This window comes from Bradyrhizobium sp. SRS-191 (genome assembly GCF_024586915.1).
GTDB lineage: Bacteria > Pseudomonadota > Alphaproteobacteria > Rhizobiales > Xanthobacteraceae > Bradyrhizobium.
On record NZ_JANBVS010000002.1, the window covers coordinates 105,550 to 124,830 of the forward strand.

Genomic DNA, 19,281 nt, shown 5'->3' on the forward strand with positions numbered 1-19,281 from the left:
CGTTTGCGTCGGACGTGAACTCAGTAGACGTTGGTTCCGGCGCAGTCGGTGAACCCGTTCACAAAGCCGGCGATCGGCACTTCAAACGTTCGTGAGGCTTGCTATGCACCTTGAGATAGAGAGCGACGCAGGCGGTCCGGTGAAGGAATCCGGATCGTGGAGCGCCGCGCGCCTCGGCGGGGCGAGGACGTTTCCGTGACGGCCTTCGGCAAGCTGATCCGCACCACGGCCTTCCGGCTGACGCTGGTCTATCTGTTGTTGTTTGCGCTGTTTGCCGCCTCGCTGCTCGGCTATTTCGCCTGGAACACCCGCCGCCTCATCACCGAGCAGATCTCGACCACGGTCAGCTCTGAGATTGGCGAGATGACCGATATCTACACCCGCGGTGGCCTGCGCTGGATCGTCGGCACGATCCAGAGCCGCGCGCTGCGCCCCGGCGCCAATCTCTATTTGCTCACGACGCCCACCGGGCAACAGGTCGCCGGCAATGTCGACGCTCTGGCGCCGGGCGTGATGGGCAGCTCCGGCTGGTCGGAGACGTTCTACCGGCGGCTGGATGATTCCAGCGAGCAGAACCATCGCGCGCTGGTCTATGTCACGCAACTGTCGAGCGGCTTTCGGCTTTTGATCGGCCGTGATCTCGAGGAGCGGCGGCGGCTGTTCGGCATCGTCGCCAAGGCGGCGCAATGGTCGGTGCTCGTGGTCATCGTGCTCGGCATCGGCGGCGGCATCTTCGTGGCGCGGCGTGTGCTGGTCCGGATCGACGCGATGACCGGCACGACGCGGCGGATCATGGACGGCGATCTGTCGGGCCGTCTGCCGGTCGGCCGCAGCGGCGACGAGCTCGATCGTCTCGCCGAAAATCTCAATGCGATGCTGGAGCGCATCGAGGCGCTGATGACCGGCCTCAAGGAGGTCTCCGACAACATCGCGCATGACCTCAAGACGCCGCTGACGCGGCTGCGCAACCGCGCCGAGGAGGCGCTGTCGAAGTCGCGCTCGGAGGAGGAGTATCGCGGCGCGCTGGAGCGGACGATCGAGGAATCCGATGGCCTGATCCGGACCTTCAATGCGCTGTTGATGATCGCGCGCGCGGAATCGGGGCAGGCGCGCGGTGACATGGTCGAGTTCGACGCCGCAGAGGTCGCCGGCGGCATCCACGAGCTGTATGAGCCGCTCGCCGAGGACAACGAGATGACCCTGCGCGTCAAGGCGGCGGCTGCGCCGGTGCATGGCAATCGCGAGCTGATCAGCCAGGCGCTCGCCAATCTCGTCGAGAACGCGATCAAATACGGCAAGCCGGCGGCGCTGCCGCTCGATGCCAGCGCCGCGGCGGCGAGTCGCGAGATCCTGATCGAGGCGCGGCGCGAGGGCTCCCAGGTGCTGCTCAGCGTCACCGACCACGGCGAGGGCATCCCCGAGGCCGAGCGCAAGCACGCGGTCGAGCGCTTCGTGCGGCTTGAGGCGAGCCGGACCTTGCCCGGTTCCGGCCTCGGCCTCAGTCTCGCCTCCGCGGTGGCGACGTTGCATGGCGGCGAGCTCCGGCTCGGCGATGCCAGACCCGGGCTGATCGCGACGCTCGTTCTGCCCGCCGGCGCAGGCGTGCCCGCGAAGCTTGCGGCGCCGACACAGGATGTGCCACAGAAGGCCGCATGACCTCATCCGCGCCGGGAAACGCGGACGGGCAGAATCTGGCCGGGCGTTTCGTTGCCGGCCCGCATGTCCGTGCGCCCGACAAAGCCGAACACCGTCTGCAAGACTGGCTCGCCGAGCTCGAGCCCTCCCTGGCCGCCTCGCTCGGTGCGCTGCTCGGAGAAGGCTGGGCGCGCACGATCCTGCTCGGCATCGCCGAATGCTCGCCCTATCTCTCCGATCTCGTCCGCGCCGACGGGCAACGTCTCGACCGCCTCTTGCGCTGCGAGCCGCAGGCGCATCTCGACGAGCTGATCGCCCGCACCGGCCGCGAGGTGTTCGCCGCGACCAGCGAAGCCGACGTCATGCGCCTGCTGCGGCAGTTGAAGGCGGAGGCGGCGCTGCTGATCGCGCTGTGCGACATCGGCGGCGTCTGGCCGGTGATGCAGGTGACGGCAGGGCTGACCGATGTCGCCGTGTCCTCGGTGCAGATGGCGCTGCGCTATCTGCTGCGGCAGGAGACCGCACGCGGCCGGCTCGCCCCACCGGATGTCGAGCGGCCGGAGCAGGGCATCGGGCTGTTCGTGCTGGCGATGGGCAAAATGGGCGCGGGCGAGCTGAACTATTCCAGCGACATCGACCTGATCGTGTTCTTCGATCCCGAGGCGAATTCCCTCGCACGCGACATCGAGCCGCAGCCGTTCTTCGTCCGCGTCACCCAGGCCATGGCGCGGCTGCTGCAGAGCCGGACCGCGGACGGCTATGTGTTCCGCGTCGACCTCCGGCTGCGGCCGGATCCCGCCTCGACGCAGGTGGCGATGTCGACCGAGGCGGCGCTGCATTACTACGAGCGGGAGGGCCGCACCTGGGAACGTGCCGCGATGATCAAGGCCCGCATCTGCGCCGGCGACGTCGCGGCGGGCGAGGCGATGCTGGCCGAGCTGTCGCCGTTCGTCTGGCGCAAGCATCTCGACTTCCAGGCGCTGACCGACGTGCACGACATGAAGCGGCAGATGCAGGTCTATCGCGGCCAGAGCGAGATTGCGGTCGAAGGCCACAACGTCAAGGTCGGCCGCGGCGGCATCCGCGAGATCGAGTTCTTCGCCCAGACCCAGCAGCTGATCGCCGGCGGCCGTCACCCGGAGCTGCGCGTGCGCCCGACCTTGCAGGCGCTCGATGTGCTGACCGCGAGCAAATGGATCACCGAGCAGGCGCGCGACGAGCTCACCGCGGCCTATGAGTTCCTGCGCCGCGTCGAGCACCGGCTGCAGATGATGGCCGATGAGCAGATCCACAGTCTTCCCGACGACGTCGAGGGTGTGAGCCGCTTCGCCTGCTTCTTCGGCTACGACAGTCGCGAGCGCTTTGCGACCGACCTGCTGTTCCACCTCAACATCGTGCAGGGACACTACGCGCGGCTGTTCGAGGGCGATCCCACCGGCACCGTGAGCCTGCCGCCGGTGAACTACGGCGCCGGTCCCGACGAGCCGCGCCTGATGGAGCATCTCGCAGGCCTCGGCTTCCGCGATCCGGTCATGGTCGCCAAGACGCTGCAGCAATGGCTCGCCGGCGAGTACCGCGTGTTCCGCACCGACACGACGCGCACAGCGTTCAACGAGTTCCTGCCGGCGCTGATCGTCGGGCTCGCTCATGCCGACGAGCCCGATCGCGCCGTCGTCGCGTTCGACCGCTTCCTGCAGGCGCTGCAGCTCGGCGGCCGGCTCATCACCCTGCTCGGACAGAACCGCGATCTCGTCGCGCTCGTAGCCCTCGTGCTTGGCGCGGCCCCCCGGCTCGGCGACATGCTGGCGCGGCAGCCGCGGCTGATGGACGGCCTGATCGATCCGCGCTTTTTCGGCGCGATCCCCGACAAGCGCGAATTGTCGGAACGTCTGGCCGCGACCCTGCAGGATGCCGGCACCTATGAGGAGTTTCTCGACCGCCTCCGGCTGTTCGGCCAGGAGAGCCTGTTCCTGATCGGCACGCGCATTCTCTCGGGCACGGTGTCGGCCCAGCAGGCCGGCACGGCCTTCGCCGACGTTGCCGAGGGCATCGCGCACACGGTGCACGGCCTCGTCACCGATCGCTTCGCCGCGCAGCACGGCCGCATCAAGGGCCAGGAGACCGCGATCATCGCCATGGGCCGGCTCGGCGCGCGCGAGATGACGGCGTCGTCCGATCTCGACCTGATCCTGCTGTATGACTTCGACGCCGACGCGCCCGACTCCGACGGTGAGCGGCCGCTGCAGGGCGCGCATTACTTCGCCCGTTTCACGCAGCGGCTGATCTCCGCCTTCACCTCGCGCACCAATTACGGCGTGCTCTACGACATCGACATGCGGCTGCGTCCCTCGGGGCGCGCCGGCCCGCTCGCCTCGCACATCGATTCCTTCGCGCATTATCAGGAGCAGGAGGCCTGGACCTGGGAGCACATGGCGCTGACGCGCGCGCGCGTGATCTCGGCCTCGCCGGCGTTCCGCGCCCGCATCGAGGAGATCATCCAGACCGCGCTGCGCCGCAGCCGCGATGCCCAGGCGATCGCGCGCGATGTCGCGGACATGCGCCGCGCCATCGCTGCAGAGAAGGGCGAGACCGATCTGTGGGACCTCAAGCACGCCGCCGGCGGCATGGTCGATATCGATTTCGTCGCGCAATATCTGCAACTCGTCCATGCCGCGACGACGCCCGAGATTCTCGACGTCAGCTCGCTGACGGTGCTCGACAATGCCGAACGGCTCGGCGTGTTGGCGCGCGCGGAAGCCGTGATCCTGCGCCAGGCGGCGCGGCTCTATCATGACCTCACGCAGATCCTGCGCCTGTGCGTCAGCGACAAGTTCAAGCCAGACCAAGCCGGCGAGGATCTGTTGCGGGTGCTGGCGCGGGCCGGCGACGCGCCGGATTTCTCGGCGCTGGAGGCGCGCGTGCGCGAGACGCAGAGCGAGGTGCGGCGGGTGTTCACGGCGCTGCTCGAAGGCTGACCGCTGCATCGAAAGCGGCGCTCACTTTCGATGCGTGCGACATCGGCATGCTCCGTCCATCATCTTCAACCGGTCAAACAGCAAAGCAAGCAACAACGCATCCGCGGCGCGATCGCGCCCGGAGGATGCGGAAGGCGTCCGCCCTCGAACGATGATGAGGGCGCAGGGAATGCCGGGTGAAGGCCTCACCCATGGCCCGCCTGCAGCAAGAAAAGCAGGCGGCAGTCACCACAGGTGCAGCCGATTCGACCCGGCATTCCCTGCGCGATGGTTTTAACGCTTATACGCGATCTCCTCGGTGCACCGGCTTGTTGGCCACCGTTCGCCGCACTGCGCTTGCGCGCATTGCGCGGGGGACACCAGCTTCGGGGTGTCAGGACCACGCGACTTCACGTCCGCGAGCCCATCATTCGTCCGCGCCGTAAAGCGCGCTGATGCCCTCACGTCCACCGCATTGCCGGCCCAACGTGTCGTGACGACGCGTACGTCCCTCATCCGGACCGGAACGGGGAGAGAATAGACATGACTTGCTGATTTTCGGAAGCCCTTTGTTTTGCGCGATCCTCTTGAAAGCAGCGATGTGACTGAGGCGGATGGCGAATTAAGTTTTTTGGCGCAGGCGACTTCGATAGCAGGATGATGGCCGTCGGGCCGCGTCTGCGTCACGAACGCTGCTCGTCGGGCAAATCAACGAGCCTCCGCCAAGGATGTCGAAACTAGGCGCGCCGCGACGGCGACTCTCTCCTTTGCCGTTGTCTGCCGGAATCGGAGCGGTGGGCGTCAGCATGCCCACACGCAGCGGCTTAAGCCTTGCGGACCTCATGCCTGAGGGTGTGCCGCAATTGCAGGCAACGGATGCCTCGCGCGTGAGTGTATATTTCGCAATGCGGTATGTGACACTCATGTCACAGTTACGCATATACCGACTCCAAGATATAATATGACTATTCAAAGGCACCCGAGCGCTTGCTAGGCTGACCATCCAATCTCAGGTTGACAAATTCGCCTAACAAATGGGCGGCGACTGGGGTTGAGCCGTGGGGAAGCGCGTGCCGGGCGGAGGCTCTGGACCGGACGCGTCAGATAACAGCCAGAGCCTGGGGCGCTGCGAGGAGCAGGAAAATGAGTGGGTTTGTGACGACCGCGCGCATGTGCGGCGCAGGGGTCGCGTTGTCTTGTTTGATGGGGAGTGGGGCTGTCGCGGCAGATCTGCCGACGAAGGCACCGGCACCGGTCCCCTATACCGATGATTTTTGGACGCGGCCGTATCTGTTCGGCGATCTCGGCCGGACCAAGCTGAAGGAGCAGGGCATCTCGCTCGCGCTCACGCTGGGTGACGAAGCTGTCACCAATCTGTCGGGCGGATCCCGCAAGACGTCAGCGAATGCCGGGCAATTGTGGTTCGAGGCCAAGTTCGACATGGCCAAGCTCGCCGGCATTCCGGGCGGCCTGATCGGCGTGACGTTGGTCGATCGCTTCGGCAAGAATCTCAACAGCGAAGCCGGCATTCCGGCGCTGATGCTGACCAACGAGGTGTTCGGCCGCGGCAACATCCTGCGCCTCACCGAGCTCTACTATCAGCAGAAGCTTTTCGATGACCGCCTCGTGCTGAAGGGCGGCCGGCTGCCGGTCGGCTCGGACTTCTTCTTCGGCCAGTGCGAGTTCATCAACCTGACCTTCTGCGGCGGCCAGCCCGGCAACATCCAGGGTGGCTACATCTACAACTGGCCGGTCAGCCAGTGGGCCGGCGTGGCGCACTACAACTTCACCAAGGAGTGGAAGCTGTCGGTCGGTGTCTACGACGCCAATCCGAACTACCTGACCACATCCGACGCCGGCGTCTATCTCGCGCCGGGCATTGCGCGCTCCAATCCGGCCTCGGGCGTCCTGGTGCCGGTCGAGGTGGTGTATGAGCCGAGCGGTCCGCTCAACGGCACCTGGCGCTTCGGCGGCTGGTATGACAGCGCTTCGACCATCGATGGCGGCCTGCCTGGCATCACCGGCGTCTACGTCGGCGGTCCGGGCGTGGGCGACCAGAACCTCAGCAGCTCGCGCGGTCGCTATGGGATCTACGAATCGATCCTGCAGCGCTTGACCGTCGAGGGGCCGAAGGCGCAGGGCTGGTACACCTTCCTCAACACCAGCGTCGCCGATCACCGCACCGCGTATCAGGACTACCAGGTCTCCTGGGGCATCAAGCACACCGGAACATTCTCGTTCCGGCCTGAGGACGAGGTCGGCTTCGCGGTCGGCACCACGCATGTCAACTCGGCGGCGCTGACGCCGAATGCCGGCGGCAACGAAGTCCCGCTCGAGGCCTGGTACGGCTGGCAGGCGACCGGCTGGATGAACCTGAAGTTCGACGCCCAGTACGTGATCAATCCGGGCGGCCGCGGCTTCAATGCCGCCGGTGTGAAGACCGGCAATGCCGTCGTCCTCGGCCTCCGCACCGTGGTCCACTTCTGAGCTGCAAATCAGGCGAGGGGCGGATGTCCAGCATCCGCCCCTCTTCGTTTGCCGATGCGCGCGCTCAGTCCGCCCCTACCCATCCGGGTGGGGGCGCGATGCGTTGGTATCGGTTGACTCTTTTGCGCTGCGACACGACATCTCCCGGGGCATTGCCGAGCCCGCCCAGGAGACCGCCATGACCGCAACCGACGCCCATCTCGCCCCCGGCCAGCGCCTTGGCGACGAGGTCGTGGACTGGCTCACCAACGGCACCCACGACGAACGCTTCATCGACAACATCTTCGCGCAGATGTGTCTTCGGCTGCAGCGCGCCGGCATCCCGGTGAAGCGGGCATCCTTGCATGTGCAGATCAATCATCCGCAATGGCTCGGCGCGCGCATCCTGTGGAGCGACGGGATGGAGAGCTCCGAGATCAACCGCGTCGACTACGACGTCGGCGAGCGGGCCGAATTCATCGGCAGCCCGGTGAGCGAGGTCTATCACGGGGCGGACGAAATCCGCGAGAATCTGGCTGGTGATGCCGCGCTGGGCCGGCAGCACGGCGTCTATGACGACATGCGGGCGCAGGGCCTGACCGACTATGTCGCCTGGCCGATCCTCCACACCCTCGGCAAGCGGCACTGCGTCACTTTCGCGACCGATAGTGAGGGCGGTTTCGATGATGCCGAGATCGATGCGCTGAAGCGGCTGTTGCCGGTGCTGGCGCTGGTCAGCGAGATCCGCATCAAGAACCGGCTGGCGCGCACATTGCTCGAAACCTATGTCGGGCCCCATGCCGGCGAGATGGTGCTGGCCGGCGCGACCCGGCGCGGCAGCGGCGAGACCGTACGCGCCGCGATCATGATCTGCGATCTCCGCGACTTCACCAAGATCTCCGACAACTGGCCGCGCGATGACGTCATCGATCTGCTCAACGGCTATTTCGACGCGATGGTCGAGCCGATCACCCAGCATGGCGGTGAGATCCTGAAATTCATCGGTGACGGCCTGCTGGCGATCTTCCCGCTCAGCCAGCCCGGCGCTTGCGAGAACCTGCTGCACGCCGTCACCGGTGCCAGGCAGGCCATGGCGGAGCTGAACGAGCGTCATGCCGAAGGCGGCCGTGCGCCGCTGCGCTACGGCATCGGCATCCATGTCGGCGACGTCATGTACGGCAATATCGGCTCGCGCACGCGGCTGGATTTCACCGTCATCGGACCGGCGGTCAACATGGCCTCGCGGATGGAGGCGCTGACCAAGCAGGTCGGCCGCCCGGTGCTGATGTCACGCGCCTTCGCCGAACTCGTCGAAGGGCCGTTCGCGCTCGAGCGTGTCGGCGAATTTCCGGTGCGCGGCTTCAGCGACCCGATCGAGCTGTTTGCGTTCGAAGGGTAGGGGCGCGGCGTTCTTGTAGGGCGTGGAGAGCGGCCGCCGCCAGGCGGACGCGTGCCCACCGTCGATCGCAATTCGCGGTGAGACGGTGGGCACGGCGTCACGGCGATCTCATATGACGAGATGGCGCGGCCGCGCCTTTGCCCACCCTACGCGTCCTCGCGCTGGTCGAAGATGGTGAACACGCTGCCCCGTGCACACCGTATCGCTCAGCTGCCGAACTCTCGCTGCAGCCTCAGGAATGTTTCGGTCGGTCGATCATAGCTGACGAGCCTGACGTCGAGGTCGAAGCCGGACGCCAGCGACAGCGCGCGGCGCAGCGCGTCTTCGATCCAGGTTTCCTCATTGCCGAATGCGCCGCCGCCGACGCTGGTGAGCAGCACGATGTTCGAGCCGCTGATGGCGTTGAGGACTGCCGCCCAGATCGTTGCCTCGTAGGTGGCCTCCAGGATGAGGCGAGCGAATGACTCCCAATATCGAGGGGCGGGCGAGCCATAGGCCACGGGGAGCGCGGAGCAGAACGCCTGCGACACCGTCGGCATCGGCTCGGTTGCGTCGGTCAGTTCGACATCGCTGTGAATGCCGATCCGGAGATGTCCGCGCAGCGCATCGATCTCCTCGGGGCTGCTTACTCCAAGGAGCGCTGCAACGGTGTCGAGGCCGTTTCGCGTACACAGCGCGTAGCCGTTGGTCATCGCCCAGAGTTCGCCGGTGTTGCCGGGCAGGCGGCTCCTGAGCGCCGCACCGAGATCTGCGAGCGCATCGAGTTGCCGGTCGCAGGTCTGACCCGTTTCCTCTCCGACCGGGACAAAGTAGTTCCGGTAGATCGTCGCGGCGCCTGCGGCGATGGCGCAGGCAGGTCCCTGCGTCGGATCGGACTGATAGATCGTCACGCCGTCTTCGGGGGTGGCGTGCGGTCCGATCATCTCCAGCAGATTGAACTGCGACGCGACCTGGAACAGGGCGCCCGCGAACTCCGGAAATAGATGCAGGGTGCGGACGTCGCCGCTGACGAGGCTCACGCGAAGTCGCCCGCTGCGATACGCCGAGCCTTGAACCATGGTCCGGAGCTCCGACAATCTCGGCAGCTCCAGCCGTCCGGTAAGATAGGTCTTGCCGTTGACCAGAGACGTCAGCCGTCCATCTTCGCAGGCGAGCCTCGCGCGCGTGGAGGCATAGTCGGTCTCCTTGAAGCCGGTCAATCGTTCGAACCAGTCCACGACGTCAGCCTTTCATCATTGGCAATCAGATGAGGCGCCATCGCCTCGGCGCCTGCCGATCGCACGTGACCAAAGTGTAGATCATCGCAGCTCACCGCAGCAATGAACGACGCTGTCTCGCACCTAGAGGATCCGCAGCGGCCGCCAGTAGACGAGGCTCGGCGCGAACACGAGGATGGCAAGCGCAGCTGCGCTCCCGGCGAGACATACCAGGACGACGGCCCGCGGCGACAGGCTGCGGGCCTGCGGCAAGAATGTGAGCGCCCGAACGATGGCTCCGGTGATGAAGCCGGCTCTTGCGATCGGCAGCAACGGGATGTCGAGCAGATCTTCGAGCGTACAAGCGTTGCTGCAGCCGCCTTGCGCTGGCGTCCACCAGTCGCGCAGGGCGCCGATCGTGGTCGCCAGCGCGAGCAGCAGCGTTGCCACCGCCAGCGCCCGCCACGATGGCATCAGCACCGCGATTGCATAGGAGATCAGGCAGACCCCGAGAAGCTGCGTCGGATAATCGAACACGATCCGCTCGCGCCTCAGCTTTGATCCAGAAACGGCGCCACCACCTCGCGCGTCTCGGCGCTGGTCACCACCGGCACGATTTCGAAGGTCATGCCGGTGTCGCGGGCGTTGGCCAGGATCCATTGCTGCAGCAGCCGCGCATCGTCGCATTCCATCAGCTGGAAGCAGCGGTCGAAATTCGGCTCGATCCAGCTGCCGATGTATTTCAAGCCATCCGGAAAAATGATGCCGGGGTCGCGGACGCGGCGGTAGACGGGGATCGGGTCGCGGTCCTTGAAACGTTCGATGACCATGAACAGCATGCGCGCCTCATCTCGATGCGTCGGTATTATGAGCTGGGTCGCGCCGTCGCGCCAGCGCCGCAAGAAGTCAGCCCGTCGCGGATGTTGCTCCAGCCAAGCCGTGAAGGGCGCGGATGCAGGAGCCGTGGCCCGCTCCTTGCTTTTGCCGGGCTACCCGTATCCAAAGCCAAGGGAAGCCAATGAACAAGGCACGTCTCGTCGCGTATGCTCTGGTCGCAACGGTGCTGGTTGCACCCGCGGTTGCCGAGGAGCTGACCGGCACGCTGCAGAAGGTCAAGGAGACCGGCGCGATCACGGTCGGCTACCGCGAAACCTCGCTGCCGTTCTCCTACATCGATGACAACCAGAAGCCGCTCGGCTTCGCGCTCGACATCTGCGGCAAGATCGTCGACGAGATCAAGACGACGCTGAAGCTCGACAAGCTCGACGTCAAGCTGACGCCGGTGTCGTCGGCGACCCGCATTCCGCTGATGGCCAACGGCACCATCGATCTGGAATGCGCCTCGACCACCAACAACCTCGACCGGCAGCGGCTGGTGTCGTTCTCCCACACTTATTTCCTCACCGCCAATCGCTTCGTCGCCAAGGCCGCGAGCGGCCTGAAGACGATCGACGATCTCAAGGGCAAGACGGTGGCCTCGACGTCGGGCACCACCAACATCAAGCAGCTCTACGAGGCCAATACATCCCGCCAGCTCGGCCTCAACATCGTCGCGGCGAAGGACAATGCCGAGGGATTCCTGATGGTCGAGAACGGCCGCGCCGACGCCTATGTGATGGACGACATCCTGCTCGCAGGCCTCGTCGCCAGCGCCAAGGCGCCGGCGGACTTCGCGATCTCGACAGATCAGTTCTCGATGCCCGAGCCCTACGGCATCATGCTGCGCAAGGACGATCCCGCCTTCAAGGCCGTCGTCGACCGCGCGACGACCAAGCTCTACACCAGTCCGGAGATCGCGACGTTGTATGCGAAGTGGTTCATGAGCCCGGTGCCGCCCAAGGGCGTGAACTTCAACTTCCCCATGACGGCGGTGCTGCAAAAGGCGTTCGCGCAGCCGAACGACAGCGGCGATCCGAAGGCGTATTGAGGGATGAACGGAAGAAATTCTACCGAGCCTTTCGTTAGCTGAGGCTCGATGAATAGCCGCGCAAGCGGTGCGCTCCCTCTTCCCGTTCTTCACGGGGAGAGGGTCGGGGTGAGGGGCAGCCGTACGGGTGGTGCTGCTATCGAAGGACGCCTTACGAATCCGATGGAGCTGCGATGAGGCTTCGTCAGTGCCATGCCCCTCACCCGGATTGCTTCGCAATCCGACCTCTCCCCGCAAAGGGCGGGGAGAGGTTGCACCGTCGACGCCGACAGATTACTGCCTCAAGACAATGAGCTTGCCGTCCATGATGAGCTTCGCATCGCCGACGCGATTCGAGGCATCCACACGAACGGTGCGCTCCCTCTCCGGGTTCTTCACGGGGAGAAGGGCAGCCTTACTTACTTCACGATACGCACCGCGCCCTTGGCGGCGCTGCTCGCGAACGCTGCGTAGGCCTTGAGCGCGGTCGAGACCTTGCGGGCGCGGGTCTTCGGCTTCCAGGCCTGGTCGCCCTTCGCTTCCATCGCAGCGCGCCGCTTCGCGAGCTCCTCGTCCGACACCGCCAGGTGAATGGTGCGGTTGGGGATGTCGATCTCGATGCGGTCGCCTTCCTGCACCAGGCCGATCAGTCCGCCCTCGGCGGCTTCCGGCGAGACGTGGCCGATCGACAGGCCCGAGGTGCCGCCGGAGAAGCGGCCGTCGGTGATCAGCGCGCAGGCTTTGCCGAGGCCTTTCGACTTCAGATAGCTGGTCGGATACAGCATCTCCTGCATGCCGGGGCCGCCGCGCGGGCCTTCATAGATGATGACGACGATGTCGCCTTCCTTGATCTTGTTGGTGAGGATCGCCTCGACCGCCGCGTCCTGGCTCTCCATGACGCGCGCGGGACCTGCGAATTTCAGGATCGAGGCATCGACGCCAGCGGTCTTCACGATGCAGCCGTCCTGGGCGATGTTGCCGGTGAGAACGGCGAGGCCGCCGTCCTTGGAGTAGGCGTGCTCCATGTCGCGGATGCAGCCCTTCTCGCGGTCGAGATCGAGCTCCTGGTAGCGGCGGTCCTGGCTGAAGGCGACCTGTGTCGGCACGCCACCCGGTGCGGCCATGTAGAAGTTCTTGACGCTTTCGCTCGACGTCTGGCGGATATCCCAGCGCTCCAGCGCTGATGCCAGCGAGGCCGAATGCACGCTCGGCAGCTCCGTGTGCAGCAGGCCGGCGCGGGCGAGCTCGCCGAGGATGCCCATCACGCCGCCGGCGCGATGCACGTCCTCCATGTGCACGTCGGCCACGGCCGGCGCGACCTTGCACAGGCAGGGGACCTTGCGCGACAGGCGGTCGATGTCGGTCATCGTGAAGGGGATCTCGCCCTCATGCGCGGCGGCGAGCAGATGCAGCACGGTGTTGGTCGAGCCGCCCATCGCGATGTCCATGCTCATGGCGTTCTCGAACGCCTTGAAGTTGGCGATCGAGCGCGGCAGCACGGAGGCGTCGTCCTGCTCGTAGTAGCGGCGGGCGAGATCGACGATCAGATGTCCGGCCTCGACGAACAGGCCGCGGCGGTCGGCATGCGTCGCGAGCACCGAGCCGTTGCCGGGCAGGGACAGGCCGAGCGCCTCGGTCAGGCAGTTCATCGAATTGGCCGTGAACATGCCGGAGCAGGAGCCGCAGGTCGGGCAGGCCGAGCGCTCCATCACCTCGACATCTGCGTCCGAAACCTTGTCGTCGGCGGCCGTGATCATCGCGTCGATCAGGTCGACCTTGCGCAGCTTGCCCTGGATGTTGACCTTGCCGGCCTCCATCGGGCCGCCCGAGACGAACACCGCGGGGATGTTGAGCCGCATCGCGGCCATCAGCATGCCGGGGGTGATCTTGTCGCAATTGGAGATGCAGACCATGGCGTCGGCGCAATGCGCGTTGACCATGTATTCGGTGCTGTCGGCGATCAGCTCGCGCGACGGCAGGCTGTAGAGCATGCCGTCATGGCCCATCGCGATGCCGTCGTCGACGGCGATGGTGTTGAATTCCTTGGCAACGCCGCCGGCTTTCTCGATCTCGCGGGCGACCAGCTGACCGAGGTCCTTGAGGTGGACGTGGCCGGGCACGAACTGGGTGAAGGAGTTGACCACGGCGATGATCGGCTTGCCGAAATCCTCGTTGGTCATGCCGGTGGCGCGCCACAGGCCGCGGGCGCCGGCCATGTTGCGGCCATGGGTGGAGGTGCGGGAGCGATAGGCGGGCATGACGGTGTCCTCAAGCGTTCCTCAGGGAAGGCAATGTTGGTCCGGCGGGCGGGGCGGCTGGCCGCGACGGCCGGACGGGCGGCAAAACGTGCCGGAGGCATACAGCGAAGTCCTTGACGATTCGACCCTAAATTTCGCCGCAGCGGGGATGCGGGAGGGGCAGGGCAGGTGTCGGAGGGCTGCGTGCAAAAGGAACTGTCCACAGCTCAGCTCACGGCATTGTGGTGAGGTGTGGAACGGGCGGCTGCCATAGATTAGAACGGAATCGTTCTTTTCCGGGCGCAGCTCTTGCTTGCGGGATGCTGTGCATCCTCAGATGTCGGCCATCGATCCCATGCTCGCCCTGCGACTTCGCCTCCTGCTGCCCCTGGCCGCTCTCGCCTTGCCCGGCGCCGCCTCGGCCCACGCCATCATCGTCTCCTCGCAGCCCGCCTCGGGCGCGACCATCGACAAGGACGCGCTCGCGATCCGGCTGCGCTTCAACAGCCGCATCGATCACACGAGGTCGCGGTTGAAGCTGAAGGCGCCTGACGGAGCCGAGCAGGCGCTGAGCCCCGCCGCGGATGCGCCGGCCGATGAGATCGACGCGCAGGCGAGGGCGCTCAGCCCCGGCGCTTGGCACCTGCAATGGCAGGTGCTCAGCGTCGACGGCCACATCACCCGCGGCGACATCCCGTTCACCGTGCGCTAGCCGTCTTGCTGTCATGGCGCTGTTCCTCGACATCTTCGGCTATCTCTCGGTGGTGCTGCGCGGGCTGACCCTGCTGGCGCAGTCGTTCACCATCGGCGGCATCGCGTTCCAGCTCCTGCTGATGCGGCCGATGCAGGACAAACTGTCAGCGGATGCGCTGGTGGTGGGGAAGCGGGCACAGCGGTTCCTGCGCCGCAGCGCTACCGGCTGGTTCGCCGTGGTGATGGTCTCGCTGGCCGTCAACATGGCGGCGCTCACCGGCACGCTCGATTTGTCGCTGTGGGAGGCCATCGGCGCGGACTTCGTCCGCTCGGGCGTCGTCGTTGCCGCCTGCGCCCTTGGCATCGCCGTGCTGGCGCGGACCGGCACCTGGGTGACGTGGCGCGCCGCGGCGCTGGTGGCGCTGACGGGGCTTGCGCTGGCCATGCAGCTCAACCTCACCCACGCAGCCAGCCGGCTCGACGTGCGCTGGCCGCTGCTCGCGGCCGATTTCCTGCACATGTTCGGCGCGGGCGTGTGGATCGGCGGACTGCCGTATTTCCTGATGGCGCTGAACGGCTGCCCGTTGGAGGACGATCAGCGCCGTATCGGCCGGCGCTATTCGCTGATGTCGATGGCTTCCGTCGCGGCCATCGTGACGGGCGGCACGATCATGGCCGTCGCCTATCTCGGCTCGTTCGAGGCGATCTACGGCACGGCCTATGGCGTGATGACCTCGGCCAAGGTCGCGATGCTGCTGATGCTGCTCGCGCTCGGCGCCGGCAATTTCCTCGCCGTCGAGCGCCTGCGTCGCGGCGATCCCTCAGCGCCGCTCTCGCGGATGAAGCGCTTCGTCGAGGTCGAGCTCGGCATCGGGCTGACGGTGCTGCTCACCGCGGGCTCGCTGACCTCGCTGCCGCCCGGCATCGATCTCAGCCAGGACCGGCTGAGCTGGTCGGAGATCGTCGAGCGCGCCGCGCCGCAATGGCCGCGGCTGACCAGCCCCTCGGTGGACCAGCTCACGGTCTCCCAGCTCCAGGCCAAGATCGATGCCGCCGATGCGCAGCGCGTGACCGCGCCGCAGGCCTATGTGCCGGGCGAGGGCGTGATCCTGCCGCGTAGCGCGGCTGATATCGCCTGGTCGGAATACAACCACCATTGGGCGGGCATCTTCGTCGTGCTGATCGGCGTGCTCGCGCTGATCGAGCGCTTCTCCTGGGGCCGATGGGCGCGGCACTGGCCGCTGCTGTTCCTGGTGATGGCGGCGTTCCTGTTCCTGCGCGCCGACGAGATGGCCTGGCCGCTCGGCCCGATCGGCTTCTGGGCCTCGTGGCGCGATCCGGAAGTGGCGCAGCACCGGCTGTTCGTGGTGCTGATCATCCTGTTCGGCCTGTTCGAATGGCGGGTGCGGCTGCGCGGGCAGCAGGCGGGACGCGCGGCGCTGGTGTTTCCGCTGACGGTCGCCGCCGGCGGCGCGCTGCTGATGACGCATTCGCACGCCATCGCCAACATCAAGGACCAACTGCTGATTGAGGTGAGCCACACGCCGCTGGCCTTGTGCGGCATCACCGCCGGCTGGGCGCGCTGGCTGGAGCTGCGCATGGATGGCAAGATCAGCCGTGTCGCGGCCTGGGTGTGGCCGGTGGCGTTCGTGCTGGTCGGGCTGATCCTGCTGGACTATCGCGAGGCGTGAGATGCGCCCGTCAAGGCCGCGAGGCGTGCCGATCAGGGGTACAGCTCTTGCGTGTGTGCGATCTGTCAATATCGAGATAATTCGTCGATAGGCTTTAGAGAGTTCTTATAAAATTCACCCTTAGGTAGCGAACGCGTTGGTGTCAGGAGAGACCACAATGACGTTCGGCAAACGCCAGTCCGGTGTTGGCGCCTCGGCGCAGACGTTCAGTGCCGAGATGGCCACTGTAAGACCGGATACTGCAAGGACCGATACTGCAAGAAGCGACGTCGCGACCGAGGACCGTCCAGTCAAGGGCGGTCCGATCCGCTGGGCCATTGCCACGCTGGTCTGTGGCGCGTTCCTCTATGGATTTCTCACCAGCTACGGCCCGGATCTCCGGCGCGATCGGCATCTGGTTGGCACGTGGCAACCAGCCTACGACCTGCGGGCGACCGAGGGAAAGTGCAAGCGAACGAACTTCGTGATCACCAACTGCACCGCCACCATCGTCTCCGTTGCCCAGCCTGATCGAGCGCCGATCAAGGTCGACTTCTTCATGCTTTTCGCGGGCGGCGGCGGCGAGGCGATCGTGCCGGTGCGCTCGACGGCGGATCGTGCGGCGGTCTCGATCCACTACGCGGTGGAAACGAAGCTCTGGAACCGGACGCTGACGTTCGTCTTCGGGACGGTCATCCTGGCCCTGATGACGGCAGCTGCGGCGCTCACCTTCTGGAAGAAGGTCAATTCCTGACAACGCGGTGCAGGTTCACTCCTGCCTGGATTGTGTAGGCCACCGTGCCCCTGTTGAAATCACTCGGCATCATCTGCGGCGTCCTGCTGCTCTGGGGCTCCTTCCAATTGCCGTCCGGCTCGGGAGACGTCGCGTCCCGGCAGATCCTGTCGGTCAAGGAAGAGCCGGACCGCATCGTGCTCGGCTGGAGCGGGCCGGTGGAGCCGCCGATGAGCGAGCGCGTCGGCGCGGCGCTGGATCGCTACCGGGCCGACCCGCGCCGGCTGGTGCTGCTGCTGAATTCGCCGGGCGGCTCGATCCAGCATGGCCGCGACGTCGTCGCCGTGATCCGCGGACGCGATCGAACGGTCGACACGCTCGTCGAAAGAGCAGGGGTCTGCGCCTCGATGTGTGTGCCGATCTTCCTCGCCGGCGCCAGGCGCATGGCTGACCCCGAAGCCAACTTCATGTTTCACGAGGCCAGCCTGAACAGCAGTGCACGCGATGAGCTGAAGCGCCGGGAGATCGGCGCCGCCGAGGAGGCGGCGTTGTCGACGCTCGTCAAGACCACGGTCACCGACGAGATGTTCCGTCACGACATGGGCATTCGCGGCGTCAGCGCGCTCTGGCTTGCGGGCTTGCGGAAGAAGATCGCGGGGCGCGATGTATGGATGAGCGCTCAGCAACTCGTTGATGAGGGCTCCGGCATCGTCGATGGTCTCGTGCGTGCATCGGGCCGATAGCCGCCGCAGCCGCCGCGGCCGGTAGCGTTCTTGGTCAGGCCGATCCTGCTGGATGATCGCGCGGCGTGAGATCGTTCACGTTACGCAATTGACCCAAAGCACGACGGCTTTGGCGTCGTCGGACGGATTGGAGAAGCGGTGCGGCCGTCGGCTGGCGAAGCGGAAGCTGTCGCCGGTCTTGAGCGACCAGGTCTCGGCATCGACCGTCAGCATCATCTCGCCGTCGAGCACCAGGCCCGCTTCCTCGCCGTCATGCGTGTAGAGCTCGTCGCCGGTCGAGCCGCCGGGCTCCAGATGCACCAGGAACAGGTTGAGCTTGTTGTCGGCGCCGGCCGCGCTCAGCAGCTGCTTCGAGACGCCGGTGCGCCACAGCTTCAGCTCCGGGCGCTGCGCGCCGCGCGTGACCACGGAGTCGGACGCCGCATCGCCGCCCGGGCTGGAGCCGAACAGCGCGGCAATGCCGACGCCGAGCACATCGGCCAGCGTCGCCAGCACGCGCAGCGATGGTGACGACAGGCCGCGCTCGATCTGGCTGAGAAAGCCGATCGATAGCGCGGTCTCCGCCGCGACGGTCTCGAGCGACAATTTCCTGTCGCGCCTGAGATCGCGGATGCGCCTGCCCACCGCAACGTCCATCGCCGGCTCGCCCCCCGGCGCGGCCGACGGCGCCTTGCGTTTCCGGGAAGGCTCGGCTGCGCCCGGTTTGCGCAATCTCCTGCCACCACTCACGTCAGTCCGCTTCCTTCATGTGCATGAAAACCGCTTGCATGATCAGGCGAAGTATGGCCAAATTTTCATATTGGTGAAAATAGGCCGAAACGGCGCGGCCCGCAACGGTCGCCGTGCGCGACCGGTGAGACGCACCGGGTCCAAAGGGGGATGCGATGCTGTTGAAGCGTTTGGTTCAGGCCGCCTGTGCGGCGCTCGTCGTGGCCGCGGTGACGCCAGCCTCTGCGCAGCAGGTGCTCAAGGTTGGCTCGACCCCGACCGGCATTCCCTTCACCTTCCTCGACACCAAGACCAACCAGATCCAGGGCGTGATGGTCGATCTCATGACCGAGATCGGCAAGGACGCCGGCTTCAACGTGCAGATCGAGCCGATGCAGTTCTCGGCGCTGATCCCCTCTCTCACCTCCAGCAAGATCGACATCATCGCCGCGGCGATGTTCATCACGCCGCCGCGCAAGGAGGTCGTCGATTTCTCCGATCCGATCTACACCTATGGCGAGGGCCTGATCGTGCCCAAGGCCGACACCAAGGCCTATGCCTCGCAGGAGGATCTCAAGGGCGAGGTGGTCGGCGCGCAGGTCGGTACCGCCTTCGTCGATGCGCTGAAGAAGTCCGGCCTGTTCTCGGACGTGAAGGCCTACGACACCATTCCCGACATCCTGCGTGATGTGAACACCGGCCGCCTCAAGGCCGGCTTCGCCGACTATCCGATCCTCGCCTACAATCTCAAGCAGGGGGCCTTTCCCGATGCGCGGCTCGTCGCCAGCTACAAGCCCGTCACGGTCGGCTCGGTCGGCATCGCCGTGCGCAAGGGCGAGGCCGAGCTGCTCGGCAAGATCAACGCTTCGCTGGCCAAGCTGAAGGCGAACGGGACGGTAGACAAGATCCTCGACAAATGGGGCCTGAAGGGCTGACCCGAC

15 protein-coding genes are annotated in these 19,281 nt (G+C 66.0%); 10 read left to right on the forward strand and 5 right to left on the reverse strand.

The window, feature by feature from the left end:
* Positions 1-195 precede the first annotated feature (195 nt).
* The 4 genes from NLR35_RS04300 to NLR35_RS04315 all read left to right on the forward strand — a co-directional run bounded on the left by NLR35_RS04300 (position 196) and on the right by NLR35_RS04315 (position 8,454).
* Positions 196-1,656: an ATP-binding protein gene (locus NLR35_RS04300; protein ID WP_257165327.1), complete on the forward strand. Its 1,461-nt coding sequence runs from the start codon at positions 196-198 to the stop codon at positions 1,654-1,656.
* On the forward strand, positions 1,653-4,610 hold the full coding sequence (locus NLR35_RS04305; RefSeq protein ID WP_257165328.1) for a bifunctional [glutamine synthetase] adenylyltransferase/[glutamine synthetase]-adenylyl-L-tyrosine phosphorylase: 2,958 nt from the start codon (positions 1,653-1,655) through the stop codon (positions 4,608-4,610). The genes NLR35_RS04300 and NLR35_RS04305 overlap by 4 nt, the downstream gene beginning before the upstream one ends.
* A 1,122-nt stretch (positions 4,611-5,732) precedes the next feature.
* Positions 5,733-7,076, forward strand: coding sequence for a carbohydrate porin (locus NLR35_RS04310; RefSeq protein ID WP_257165329.1), 1,344 nt, complete (start codon positions 5,733-5,735; stop codon positions 7,074-7,076).
* 178 nt (positions 7,077-7,254) lie between these two features.
* Entirely contained in the window at positions 7,255-8,454 is a 1,200-nt protein-coding gene (locus NLR35_RS04315; RefSeq protein WP_257165330.1) for an adenylate/guanylate cyclase domain-containing protein, read from the forward strand.
* 206 nt (positions 8,455-8,660) lie between these two features.
* On the opposite strand, the gene NLR35_RS04320 is transcribed toward NLR35_RS04315, so the two are convergent.
* From NLR35_RS04320 to NLR35_RS04330, 3 genes are all read right to left on the reverse strand, one after another.
* The gene (locus tag NLR35_RS04320; RefSeq protein ID WP_257165331.1) at positions 8,661-9,671 is read right to left on the reverse strand and encodes a hypothetical protein; all 1,011 of its coding nucleotides are present in this window, start codon (positions 9,669-9,671) and stop codon (positions 8,661-8,663) included.
* Positions 9,672-9,794: 123 nt separating this feature from the next.
* Entirely contained in the window at positions 9,795-10,187 is a 393-nt protein-coding gene (locus NLR35_RS04325; RefSeq protein ID WP_257165332.1) for a hypothetical protein, read from the reverse strand.
* Between the two features lie 14 nt (positions 10,188-10,201).
* Complete coding sequence (locus tag NLR35_RS04330) at positions 10,202-10,489, reverse strand: DUF3303 domain-containing protein (RefSeq protein WP_257165333.1); 288 nt, start codon at positions 10,487-10,489, stop codon at positions 10,202-10,204.
* Between the two features lie 179 nt (positions 10,490-10,668).
* Here NLR35_RS04330 and NLR35_RS04335 point away from each other — a divergent pair, with 179 nt between their 5' ends.
* Positions 10,669-11,577: an amino acid ABC transporter substrate-binding protein gene (locus NLR35_RS04335; RefSeq protein ID WP_257165334.1), complete on the forward strand. Its 909-nt coding sequence runs from the start codon at positions 10,669-10,671 to the stop codon at positions 11,575-11,577.
* A 398-nt stretch (positions 11,578-11,975) separates the two neighbouring features.
* Here the strand turns inward: NLR35_RS04335 and ilvD are convergent, their stop codons facing one another.
* A complete protein-coding gene (ilvD, locus tag NLR35_RS04340) occupies positions 11,976-13,814 on the reverse strand; it encodes a dihydroxy-acid dehydratase (RefSeq protein WP_257165335.1) in 1,839 nt (612 codons plus the stop codon).
* A 334-nt stretch (positions 13,815-14,148) separates the two neighbouring features.
* Between ilvD and NLR35_RS04345 the strand changes: the two genes are divergently transcribed.
* The 4 genes from NLR35_RS04345 to NLR35_RS04360 all read left to right on the forward strand — a co-directional run bounded on the left by NLR35_RS04345 (position 14,149) and on the right by NLR35_RS04360 (position 17,632).
* Entirely contained in the window at positions 14,149-14,505 is a 357-nt protein-coding gene (locus NLR35_RS04345; protein ID WP_257165765.1) for a copper resistance CopC family protein, read from the forward strand.
* Between the two features lie 13 nt (positions 14,506-14,518).
* Complete coding sequence (locus tag NLR35_RS04350) at positions 14,519-16,177, forward strand: copper resistance D family protein (RefSeq protein ID WP_257165336.1); 1,659 nt, start codon at positions 14,519-14,521, stop codon at positions 16,175-16,177.
* 157 nt (positions 16,178-16,334) lie between these two features.
* Entirely contained in the window at positions 16,335-16,910 is a 576-nt protein-coding gene (locus NLR35_RS04355) for a hypothetical protein (RefSeq protein WP_257165337.1), read from the forward strand.
* 44 nt (positions 16,911-16,954) lie between these two features.
* Complete coding sequence (locus NLR35_RS04360; protein WP_257165338.1) at positions 16,955-17,632, forward strand: ATP-dependent Clp protease proteolytic subunit; 678 nt, start codon at positions 16,955-16,957, stop codon at positions 17,630-17,632.
* A gap of 75 nt (positions 17,633-17,707) precedes the next feature.
* Here the strand turns inward: NLR35_RS04360 and NLR35_RS04365 are convergent, their stop codons facing one another.
* Positions 17,708-18,361, reverse strand: a complete 654-nt coding sequence (locus tag NLR35_RS04365) for an XRE family transcriptional regulator (protein ID WP_257165339.1) — start codon at positions 18,359-18,361, stop codon at positions 17,708-17,710.
* Positions 18,362-18,516: 155 nt separating this feature from the next.
* Here NLR35_RS04365 and NLR35_RS04370 point away from each other — a divergent pair, with 155 nt between their 5' ends.
* Positions 18,517-19,275, forward strand: a complete 759-nt coding sequence (locus NLR35_RS04370) for an ABC transporter substrate-binding protein (protein ID WP_257165340.1) — start codon at positions 18,517-18,519, stop codon at positions 19,273-19,275.
* The last annotated feature ends 6 nt before the right edge of the window (positions 19,276-19,281 follow it).

Excerpts from the sequence above, each read along its gene's own strand:
- NLR35_RS04305 (WP_257165328.1), top strand. The coding sequence starts at position 1,653 with ATGACCTCATCCGCGCCGGGAAACGCGGACGGGCAGAATCTGGCCGGG.
- NLR35_RS04310 (WP_257165329.1), top strand. The coding sequence starts at position 5,733 with ATGAGTGGGTTTGTGACGACCGCGCGCATGTGCGGCGCAGGGGTCGCG.
- NLR35_RS04315 (WP_257165330.1), top strand. The coding sequence starts at position 7,255 with ATGACCGCAACCGACGCCCATCTCGCCCCCGGCCAGCGCCTTGGCGAC.
- NLR35_RS04330 (WP_257165333.1), bottom strand. The coding sequence starts at position 10,489 with ATGCTGTTCATGGTCATCGAACGTTTCAAGGACCGCGACCCGATCCCC.
- NLR35_RS04335 (WP_257165334.1), top strand. The coding sequence starts at position 10,669 with ATGAACAAGGCACGTCTCGTCGCGTATGCTCTGGTCGCAACGGTGCTG.
- ilvD (WP_257165335.1), bottom strand. The coding sequence starts at position 13,814 with ATGCCCGCCTATCGCTCCCGCACCTCCACCCATGGCCGCAACATGGCC.
- NLR35_RS04345 (WP_257165765.1), top strand. The coding sequence starts at position 14,149 with ATGCTCGCCCTGCGACTTCGCCTCCTGCTGCCCCTGGCCGCTCTCGCC.
- NLR35_RS04350 (WP_257165336.1), top strand. The coding sequence starts at position 14,519 with ATGGCGCTGTTCCTCGACATCTTCGGCTATCTCTCGGTGGTGCTGCGC.
- NLR35_RS04355 (WP_257165337.1), top strand. The coding sequence starts at position 16,335 with ATGACGTTCGGCAAACGCCAGTCCGGTGTTGGCGCCTCGGCGCAGACG.
- NLR35_RS04370 (WP_257165340.1), top strand. The coding sequence starts at position 18,517 with ATGCTGTTGAAGCGTTTGGTTCAGGCCGCCTGTGCGGCGCTCGTCGTG.